This window comes from Arcticibacter sp., from assembly GCF_053551015.1.
On sequence record NZ_JBMQOB010000013.1, the window covers coordinates 40,938 to 50,456 of the forward strand.

The following is a 9,519-nucleotide window of genomic DNA, read 5'->3' on the forward strand; positions in this document are numbered from 1 at the left end:
AACGAATGGATAACAATGTACAATTAATTTTGATCGTAGTAGGTGCGATCATTGCCCTGTTCTTCTTCCTGTACCTGCTGCCGGTTAACCTTTGGTTCACCGCTCAGCTCTCGGGAGTGAGGATTTCGCTGTTGAACCTGTTTCTGATGCGACTGCGGAAGGTTCCGCCATCTTTGGTGACCAACGCGATGATCACTTCTACGAAGGCAGGTCTGAATATAACATCGAACGACATAGAAACACACTACCTGGCAGGAGGTAATGTTAATAATGTAATTAAGGCGCTTATTTCCGCCGACAAAGCGAACATTCCGCTCACGTTTAAACTGGCGACGGCTATTGACCTGGCTGGACGTGACGTGTTTGACGCTGTCCAGCTATCGGTAAATCCCCGCGTGATCAATACGCCGCCTGTTGCTGCTGTAGCAAAAGATGGTATTCAGTTGATCGCAAAGGCGAGAGTAACCGTACGTGCCAATATCAACCAGCTGGTAGGTGGTGCCGGAGAAGAAACGATCCTGGCCCGTGTAGGGGAGGGTATCGTAACCACAATCGGTTCTGCAGTAAATCATAAGGAAGTGCTGGAGAATCCGGACAGAATATCGAAGACCGTTCTGGAGAAAGGTCTGGATAGTGGTACGGCGTTCGAGATCTTATCTATTGATATTGCGGATATCGATATCGGCGAAAACATCGGTGCGAAACTACAGACAGATCAGGCCGAGGCAGATCTGAAAGTGGCGAATGCCAGAGCAGAAGAAAGACGGGCAATGGCTGTAGCTTCTGAGCAGGAGATGAGATCTAAGGCCCAGGAAGCACGTGCCAAGGTGATCGAGGCAGAAGCGCAGCTTCCGCTTGCTATGGCAGAGGCATTCCGCTCGGGAAACCTTGGAATAATGGATTATTATAAAATGGAGAACCTGAAATCAGATACGGATATGAGAGAATCGATATCTAAACCGGGTAAGGGACCTTCTAATAATCCATAAAGCCCTTAGGGTGAAAAATAGCGTAATTTTAAATTATTGATAGTTAATGAAATAGCGGCCATTATTGATTTTTGGCCGTTTTTTTTCGATTTTATTTAGAAAATATCGAAACACTTTCTATCTTTGCATTCCATTAGCGAAGGGACTTATAGCTTAATTGGATAGAGCACCTGACTACGGATCAGGAGGTTGGGGGTTCGACTCCCTCTAAGTCCACCATCTTAAAAAGCCTTCCCGACAAACGGGAAGGCTTTTAAAATTTAAAAATAACCCAGATGCTAAATCTCGTTCTATTTGGCCCTCCGGGAGCCGGTAAAGGGACCCAATCCCAAAAGCTAATTGAAAAATACAAGCTTGTACACCTCTCCACAGGAGACATTCTCAGAAATGAAATTTCAAATGGTACCGAACTTGGAACAGAGGCGAAGAAGCTGATGGACCAGGGTTTACTTGTGCCTGATGCAGTCGTTATCGGAATGATCAGCAACAAGCTGGATTCAAATAAGGATGCGAATGGCTTTATCTTCGACGGTTTTCCGCGTACAGTAGCACAGGCAGAGGCTTTGGATAGCTTACTGGAATCTAAAAATACAGCCATTTCCGGAATGATTGCATTGATCGTGGATAACGATGAGCTTCAGAAGCGTTTATTGCTTCGTGGAAAAGATTCTGGCAGACCTGATGATGCGAACCCTGAAATTATCAGCAAACGTATTCAGGAATATAATGACAAGACTGCTCCTGTAGCTAATTTCTACAAGGCTCAGAATAAATATCAGAGTGTTAACGGTATCGGAAGCATTGAGGACATTTTTGCCTCTATCAGCCAGGTGACCGATAGCTTTAGCAAATAATTTTACTCAAATAATTCGGTATGTCCCAGGGTTCCAACTTTGTTGATTATGTGAAGATATGTTGTCGCTCTGGTCGTGGTGGTGCAGGTTCTGCTCATTTACACCGTGACATCCTGACCTCTAAAGGTGGTCCGGATGGAGGAGACGGCGGACGGGGCGGACATGTTATCCTGAAAGGTAACAGTCAGCTCTGGACCTTGCTGCATTTGAAATACCGTAAGCATGTTATTGCCGGCGACGGCGAGTCGGGCGGAAGCTCACTGCGTAGCGGGAAGACCGGAAGGGATGAGATCCTGGAGGTTCCTCTGGGAACTATCGCCAAAGATGGGGAAACCGGTGAGGTTTTGTTTGAGATTACAGACGACGGACAAACCGAAATCCTGACGAGTGGCGGTCGCGGTGGCCTGGGCAACTGGCATTTCAAATCATCCACGCAGCAAACCCCGAGGTTTGCACAGCCGGGTGAGTCAGGGCAGGAGCATTGGATGGTGCTGGAGCTGAAGGTGCTGGCAGATGTGGGTCTGGTTGGATTCCCTAATGCTGGAAAGTCGACACTCCTGTCTGTTGTTTCGGCTGCTAAGCCTGAAATTGCCGACTACGCATTTACGACACTTGTCCCCAATCTGGGGATTGTTTCTTACCGTGATAACCGCTCTTTTGTGATGGCCGATATTCCGGGTATCATCGAAGGTGCATCACAGGGAAAAGGGCTTGGACTTCGCTTCCTGCGTCACATTGAGCGTAACTCTGTTCTGCTTTTTATGGTTCCTGCAGATACAAACAGGACGATTGAGCAGGAGTACAACATTCTGCTTTCAGAGCTGGAAGACTACAATCCGGAACTAATGCACAAGCCACGCATCCTGGCGATCAGTAAGTCGGATGTGCTTGATGAAGAGTTAACAGAGGAAATGAAACAGGAGCTTCCTGCGGGAGTACCTTATGTTTTCATATCTTCTGTAGCCCAAAAAGGTTTGCAGGAGTTGAAAGACCTTCTGTGGAAATCGATCGTATAAAAGTCTGCTGATTTTTTCTAACGTTTTGAAGCAGCAGCACCCCATGTGCTGATGCCTATAAGACTTCTGTCTTGTGAAAGGATGGGCGTGAAATATTTTCGCGCTTTTTTTCCTCGTGCTATATTGTTTATATGTTTGAGTAACCGGGGTATGCACCGGCAAACCGCACGATGTCATGAACAATTGGTTAAACCGGATATTTGCCTTCAGAAAAAAAGAGCAGAATGGGTTAATCGTTTTATGCATTCTGATCTGTATTGTGGTATTTCTACCTGCTATATATAAGGTGTGTTATCCGCCGGATGTTTATGTGGTTGAGCTGCCTGCAGGCGGGGCTCTTCAGCAAGAGGAGTATGTATTGCAGGAGAGGAATTACAGAAGCCTGGAGGATAGCCGGAAAGATGATCGGGGTAGGCGCCCGGCTTCTGCCATAGTGTCCGAGCTTTTCCCTTTTAATCCGAACCGCCTTCCCGCATCTGAATGGAGAAGGCTGGGTTTGTCGGACAGGCAGATTCAAGTCATTCATCACTATGAAGACAAGGGCGGTACATTCAGGCGAAAAGAAGATTTGCAAAAGATGTACTCCATTAGTGAATCGAAATATCAGGAACTGGCTCCCTATGTCCAGATACCCGAACCAAGCAAACCCTTTTTCGAGAAAGAGCAGGAGCGGCGATCAGCCGAAATCTTGCGGTCGGTTAGGAAGGCGCGTCCTTCTGTTGAGTTGAATACCGCGGACTCGGCTGCACTGGTAGAAGTGAGGGGGATCGGCCCTGTTCTTGCATTAAGAATTCTACAGTACCGGAGCAGGCTCGGCGGGTTCATGAATGTTGCCCAGTTGCGCGAAGTATATGGGATTGACTCGTCGAGGTATGTGGAGATCAGTGGGCAACTGAGAGTAGACAGCACTCTATCGAAAAAAATCTATATCAACCGTGTCGGTTTTGACGAGTTAAAGCAGTTTCCCTACCTTCGGTATAAGCAGATAAATGCTATTGTTCAGTACCGCAAGCAGCACGGGAGATACGCTTGTGTGGAAGACCTGACGAAGATCAATATCCTGGATACTGAAATTTTGCGTAAAATTGCACCTTATTTAGTTTTTGATGATTAGCACAAAGATACAGTCTGTTATAAGGGATATTCACGACTTCCCAAAGCCCGGTATTATTTTTAAGGATGTTACTCCGATTTTCAAAGATGCCGGATTATGCGTGGAGATTGTGGATGCGTTTGCGGAGAGGCTTTCGGGTTTGGAGATTGATGTAATTGCGGGTGTGGAAAGCAGAGGGTTTTTATTCGGACTGATGCTTGCTGCCAGGATGAATATTCCGTTTGTACCGGTAAGGAAGCCAGGAAAGCTGCCCTTCAGCATTGTAAAGAAGTCGTATGAACTCGAATATGGTTCGGCCACAATTGAAATGCACACGGATGCCATCAAGCCGGGTAACAGGGTGTTGGTGCATGATGATCTGCTTGCCACGGGAGGAACAGCAGCTGCGGCATCTGAGTTGATTCAGGAGCTGGGCGGTATCGTTGCGGGATATGCCTTTGTGATCAACCTCGACTTTTTGAAGGGAAGTGAGCGACTAAGGACCTTCTCTCCAAATATCGTGAGTTTGGCAGATTATTAGTGCTTCCCGGGGATAGAAGCTATGGATTTAACTTCCTTGTAATAGATAAGGATATGTTCTATATTTACGATAAAGCCGAAATCTAAGCACATAAGACAAAGGGTGAACTACTATTTCAAGCTCCAATATAGACTTGTGAACCGAAAATTCAGGGATGGAGGAGTTTACCCTTTGCTCGCATATAGTGTTTTGTCATTTCTGTTTTTTGGACTATCTGTTATCTTATTTAACAAGGTGGGATATGCAGAATATATCTATACTGCCTTTGCGTTGACGATTGTAGGTGGGCTTTCAGAAATGCGGAGAAATGATTTTCTGGGACTGTGTTTTGGGCAGGGTCAACTCAGGAAAGTTCGCGTTGCGGAGAATATTTTAGCATCTGTTCCATTCTTTGCTTTTCTGCTTTAAAAGCAAATGTTTTTGCCAGCCATCCTGCTGCTTACAGGGACGATGATCTTAGCTGTGCTTAAGTTTAAGACGTCTTCAAATTTTGCCCTGTGGACCCCATTCTCGAAAAGGCCATTTGAATTTAGTGAAGGTTTCAGAAATACGTACTATTTGATTTTACCGGCATACTGCCTGGCTTTTGCCGGCGTTGCGGTGGGGAATTTTAATCTCTGTGTTTTTGCGATACTGCTGGTTTTCGCCGTTACACTCAGCTATTACATTAAACAGGAAAACGAATATTACGTATGGGTATACAATCTAAATGTTAAGCAATTTCTATTTGGCAAATTAAGGACAGCATTGTTGCTATCTTTTTATCTCACATTTCCGATAGCCTTCCTGACTGCGGTTGTTTTTCCTTCACATATTGGTATAGTATTACTTCTTTTTCTGGCAGGCTGGGCGTTTTTAGTCTATATGATCCTCAGTAAGTATGCGGTATATCCTGCAGAGTTGAGTGTTGCTCATGTAGTTCTATCCGCGCTATGTCTCTTGTTCCCCTTCCTGCTTATTCTGTTAATACCTTATTTTTTCGATAAATCACAGAATCGTCTTAGCTCATTATTGAAATGATAACCCTCAACAACGTATGCAAGAAATATGGAACTAACGAAGTTCTGAAAAATGTTAACATACAATTCGGGCGCGGGAAGGTGTATGGGATTATCGGAGAGAACGGAGCAGGAAAGACGACCTTATTCAGATGCATAGCAGGCTTGGAGAGCTATGAAGGTGAGATAAATGCGGGGTTTAATCCGATCAAAAATTATCTGGGCTTCTTGTTTACTGAACCTTACTTCTTTCAAAAGATTACAGGCAGGGAATACATTCAGTTACTATGCAATGCAAGAAACGTAACATGTGCTGACGTAGAGGGTAAAAACATTTTTGATCTACCTCTGGATACATATGCTTCTGTATATTCCACCGGGATGAAAAAGAAATTGGCTCTTACTGCCATCCTTTTGCAGAACAACGAGTACCTTATTTTAGATGAGCCGTTTAATGGCGTGGATATCCAAAGTAATATTATAATTACTGAGATAATACATAAACTGTGTGAACTGGGCAAAACGATTATTATCTCATCTCATATTTTTTCCACTTTGAGGGAAACCTGTGATGAAATACATCTGTTAAGGCATGGCTGCTTTGTCCAATCGGCGCTGAAGGGGTGCTTTTCAGCGTTAGAGACAGAAATGAAAGAAGGATTTGTGGAGGGAAAAATAGAAAGGCTGGGCCTCAGATAATCAATATCAAGTATTCAGATGGTTGATTGCTTAAAGCAGGTGGCACAACAGGGATTTCGGATTACTCACCTTATCAGATGTGATCCGGATTGAATGAGCAGGGGGTATAAAAAGGAAAGCCGCTACTGTACAGTATCGGCCCCTTATCAACAAACTCAAACTCAAAACAAACTTTTTAAAACTTATAGTCAGATTGCTGGCTGATCTATAAGATACTATCTCTCTCTCTGATTGTACATCAAAGGTACGGCGGTTTTTGGATGCGAGGAATGACTCCCGTCATGATTGCCCACGATTGAAATCACATTGTAAATTTTAATGAGATAAACCGAATACTCATTTATTTAACTTCAAGGTTTTAGTTTTTAATAATTTCCTTAACTTTGCAATCCTTTAAAAAGCGAAAGGAGGTATATTAGCAGATGATTATTATCAACGTAAAAGATGGCGAGTCTTTGGATAAAGCCCTAAAACGATTCAAGAAGAAATTCGAGAAGACCGGAGTTTTAAGAGAACTACGTAGCCGTCAGGCATTCGAGAAGAAATCAATTACCCGTCGTACTACCGTTAAACGTGCAGTATACAAGCAAACCCTTAACCAGGATGTAGTTTAATTTCTTTATAAATTTTAACCCAGAAACTATTTGTATATTGCATTTTTGTAATACGCAAATAGTTTTTGATGTTTATAACCAGGTTTAGCCATCATATCGAATACGAAAAGAGGTTCTCCAAACACACCATCTCGGCTTATTTGCAGGACCTGGCGCAATTCGAATCTTTCCTTTCTTCAAGAGATCTGGATTTTGGTTCGGTCGGCCATCATGATATAAGAGCCTGGTTGGTTGATTTGATGGCCAGCTCAGGGCCGCGTACCGTCAACAGAAAGCTTTCGTCATTACGGGCTTTTTATAAATTCCTCAATAGGGAAGGCCTTTCTTCGGTCAATCCCCTGATTCAGATAAAAGCATTAAAAACTCCCAAGCGCCTGCCGGTAGCCTTGCATCAGAATGATCTGAACAAACTGCTTGACCAGTGCGACTATTTTTCGAGCGATTTTGGGGGGCTGCGGGATAAGCTCGTCATCGAACTTCTTTTTGGTACTGGAATCCGGTTATCGGAGTTGCTGGGTATCAGAGAGAAGGATATTAACCTGTACGAAGAAACAATCTTAGTTTGCGGAAAAAGAAATAAACAACGACTGATTCCGTTAAATAAGATATTGGTTGAGTTAATAAAACGATATCAGAAAGAAAAACAGAACCAGGATTTCAATTGTAGTTCTGATATGTTGATCTTAACTGAAAAGGGAAAGCAAGCGTATCCGGGGTTAATTTATAGGATTGTTACCAAACACTTATCCTATATCACCAGTAGGGAGAAAAAGAGCCCGCATATTTTGCGTCACTCGTTTGCTACCAATCTGCTTGATAATGGAGCCGATCTAAACGCGGTTAAAGAGTTGCTTGGCCACTCCAGTCTCGCGTCTACGCAGGTTTACACCCATAACTCAGTTGAGAAGTTAAAAACAATTTATAAACAGGCCCATCCAAAGGCTTAAAAAAAGGAGGTCAAATGAAAATCAGTATTCAGTCAATCCACTTTGACGCAGACAAGAAGTTATTGGATTTTATTCAGAAGAAAGCAGACAAGCTCGACCAGATGTCCGACCAGATCATCAGTGGCGAAATTTATTTGAAGCTTGAGAAGAATTCGGTTGGAGAAGAGAATAAGATTACAGAGATTAAACTGATTATACCGGGTGCGCAGCTATTTGCGAAGGAGCAGTGTAAGACATTTGAGGAGGCAACAGATCTGGCAATAGAGTCCTTAAAACGCCAAATCGATAAAAATAAAGTCAAGTTAAAACCGCATTTACATAACAGGAAATCGGAGAAAGAGATCCTTGAGATTGAAGAGGAATAGATTTGGTGAGAGCTAAATTAGTAAGGATCCGGCAGTTATAAAATTGCCGGATTTTTTTTTCAAAAAAATTTTGACGCGTGTGTATTTTATGTAGATTTGCAAACCTTTCCGAGAGGCTCTAAACGTAGAGAATCACACACGAAAAGGTAGTTCTTTAAAAGTTTAAATTTTATTTTTGAATTTAAAAAGTATTCATATCTTTGCAGCCCATTAACGATTGAAGTTAATGCTTGTGAAGAACAAGAATAAAATAAGCCTCCTTAGCTCAGCTGGTAGAGCAACTGACTTGTAATCAGTAGGTCATTGGTTCGATCCCGATAGGAGGCTCCAGGTTGGAGATTGTAACGATCGCCGATCAGGCTGGGGGGATACCAGAGCGGTCAAATGGGACGGACTGTAAATCCGTTGCTTCGGCTACGAAGGTTCGAATCCTTCTCCCCCCACCGAAATCTTAGATTTTGAAGTTTGCGTTTCTTTCGGGAATCGGAACTTTAAAATCGAAAGAGGGAAAATTTGGAAAATTAAAATAAGCGGAAGTAGCTCAGTTGGTAGAGCGATAGCCTTCCAAGCTATAGGTCGCGAGTTCGAACCTCGTCTTCCGCTCCATTTTAAAAATAAGCAGTCGGCAGTATGCCGTTTGCAGTTTTGTGTTTCAGGGTTACGGAACAGGCTGCGGACTGACTGATAAGGCGATGTAGCTCAGCGGTAGAGCACTTCCTTGGTAAGGAAGAGGTCCGGGGTTCAAGTCCCCGTAACGGCTCAAGGCTTCCTTCGGGAAACCTTTTTGATGGGACCGCCCAAGCGGTTTTAAGCCCAAATGGCGTCAGACCTCAAATGGTATGATTTCGCTGGGTTTAATTTTGTTCAGCGAATTCATTCAATAACTAACAACAGTTCACAATAGCGTTTTAAAAAAACATGGCAAAAGAGAATTTTGACCGCTCGAAACCGCACGTAAACATCGGTACGATTGGTCACGTTGACCACGGTAAAACGACGCTGACGGCTGCCATTACGAAAGTGCTGGCCGAAAAGGGTCTGGCCGCAATTCGGGACTTCTCCTCGATTGACAACGCCCCGGAAGAGCGCGAGCGCGGCATCACGATCGCGACGTCGCACGTGGAATACCAGAGCGACAACCGCCACTACGCGCACGTGGACTGCCCGGGCCACGCGGACTACGTGAAGAACATGATCACGGGTGCGGCGCAGATGGACGGGGCGATCCTCGCCGTGTCGGCGGCGGACGGCCCGATGCCGCAGACGCGCGAGCACATCCTGCTCGCCCGCCAGGTCGGCGTGCCGGCGCTGGTGGTGTTCCTGAACAAGTGCGACCTCGTCGACGACCCGGAGCTCCTCGACCTCGTCGAGCTCGAGGTCCGCGAGCTGCTCTCGAAGTACAA

The 9,519-nt window shown here is 44.5% G+C and carries 12 protein-coding genes and 5 tRNA genes; all 17 read left to right on the forward strand.

What is annotated here, in order from left to right:
• Positions 1–5 precede the first annotated feature (5 nt).
• Positions 6–989 carry a flotillin-like protein FloA gene (floA, locus tag ACO1NU_RS08100; protein ID WP_448817975.1) on the forward strand — a complete coding sequence of 328 codons (984 nt, stop codon included), beginning with the start codon at positions 6–8 and terminating at the stop codon, positions 987–989.
• A gap of 142 nt (positions 990–1,131) precedes the next feature.
• Positions 1,132–1,208: transfer RNA gene (locus ACO1NU_RS08105), tRNA-Arg, on the forward strand.
• Between the two features lie 56 nt (positions 1,209–1,264).
• Entirely contained in the window at positions 1,265–1,843 is a 579-nt protein-coding gene (locus tag ACO1NU_RS08110) for an adenylate kinase (RefSeq protein WP_448817976.1), read from the forward strand.
• Positions 1,844–1,863: 20 nt separating this feature from the next.
• Positions 1,864–2,859: a GTPase ObgE gene (gene obgE, locus ACO1NU_RS08115; RefSeq protein WP_448817977.1), complete on the forward strand. Its 996-nt coding sequence runs from the start codon at positions 1,864–1,866 to the stop codon at positions 2,857–2,859.
• 175 nt (positions 2,860–3,034) lie between these two features.
• Positions 3,035–3,973, forward strand: a complete 939-nt coding sequence (locus ACO1NU_RS08120) for a ComEA family DNA-binding protein (RefSeq protein ID WP_448817978.1) — start codon at positions 3,035–3,037, stop codon at positions 3,971–3,973.
• Positions 3,966–4,493: an adenine phosphoribosyltransferase gene (locus ACO1NU_RS08125; protein WP_448817979.1), complete on the forward strand. Its 528-nt coding sequence runs from the start codon at positions 3,966–3,968 to the stop codon at positions 4,491–4,493. Before ACO1NU_RS08120 ends, ACO1NU_RS08125 begins: the two co-directional genes overlap by 8 nt.
• A 135-nt stretch (positions 4,494–4,628) precedes the next feature.
• Positions 4,629–4,901: a hypothetical protein gene (locus tag ACO1NU_RS08130; RefSeq protein WP_448817980.1), complete on the forward strand. Its 273-nt coding sequence runs from the start codon at positions 4,629–4,631 to the stop codon at positions 4,899–4,901.
• 6 nt (positions 4,902–4,907) lie between these two features.
• Entirely contained in the window at positions 4,908–5,513 is a 606-nt protein-coding gene (locus ACO1NU_RS08135; protein WP_448817981.1) for a hypothetical protein, read from the forward strand.
• Positions 5,510–6,190: an ABC transporter ATP-binding protein gene (locus ACO1NU_RS08140; protein WP_448817982.1), complete on the forward strand. Its 681-nt coding sequence runs from the start codon at positions 5,510–5,512 to the stop codon at positions 6,188–6,190. The genes ACO1NU_RS08135 and ACO1NU_RS08140 overlap by 4 nt, the downstream gene beginning before the upstream one ends.
• Positions 6,191–6,612: 422 nt before the next feature.
• Positions 6,613–6,804 (forward strand): 30S ribosomal protein S21, encoded by a 192-nt coding sequence (gene rpsU / locus ACO1NU_RS08145; RefSeq protein ID WP_448817983.1) that lies wholly within the window; start codon positions 6,613–6,615, stop codon positions 6,802–6,804.
• Between the two features lie 68 nt (positions 6,805–6,872).
• Entirely contained in the window at positions 6,873–7,751 is an 879-nt protein-coding gene (locus ACO1NU_RS08150; protein ID WP_448817984.1) for a tyrosine-type recombinase/integrase, read from the forward strand.
• 14 nt (positions 7,752–7,765) lie between these two features.
• A complete protein-coding gene (gene hpf / locus ACO1NU_RS08155) occupies positions 7,766–8,116 on the forward strand; it encodes a ribosome hibernation-promoting factor, HPF/YfiA family (protein ID WP_448817985.1) in 351 nt (116 codons plus the stop codon).
• Between the two features lie 254 nt (positions 8,117–8,370).
• Positions 8,371–8,446 (forward strand) — tRNA-Thr (locus tag ACO1NU_RS08160).
• A 32-nt stretch (positions 8,447–8,478) separates the two neighbouring features.
• Positions 8,479–8,559: transfer RNA gene (locus ACO1NU_RS08165), tRNA-Tyr, on the forward strand.
• Between the two features lie 87 nt (positions 8,560–8,646).
• Positions 8,647–8,722, forward strand: a tRNA-Gly gene (locus ACO1NU_RS08170).
• Between the two features lie 82 nt (positions 8,723–8,804).
• Positions 8,805–8,876 (forward strand) — tRNA-Thr (locus tag ACO1NU_RS08175).
• Between the two features lie 158 nt (positions 8,877–9,034).
• The coding region (locus ACO1NU_RS08180) for a GTP-binding protein (protein ID WP_448817986.1) at positions 9,035–9,519 on the forward strand (485 nt) is incomplete at its 3' end.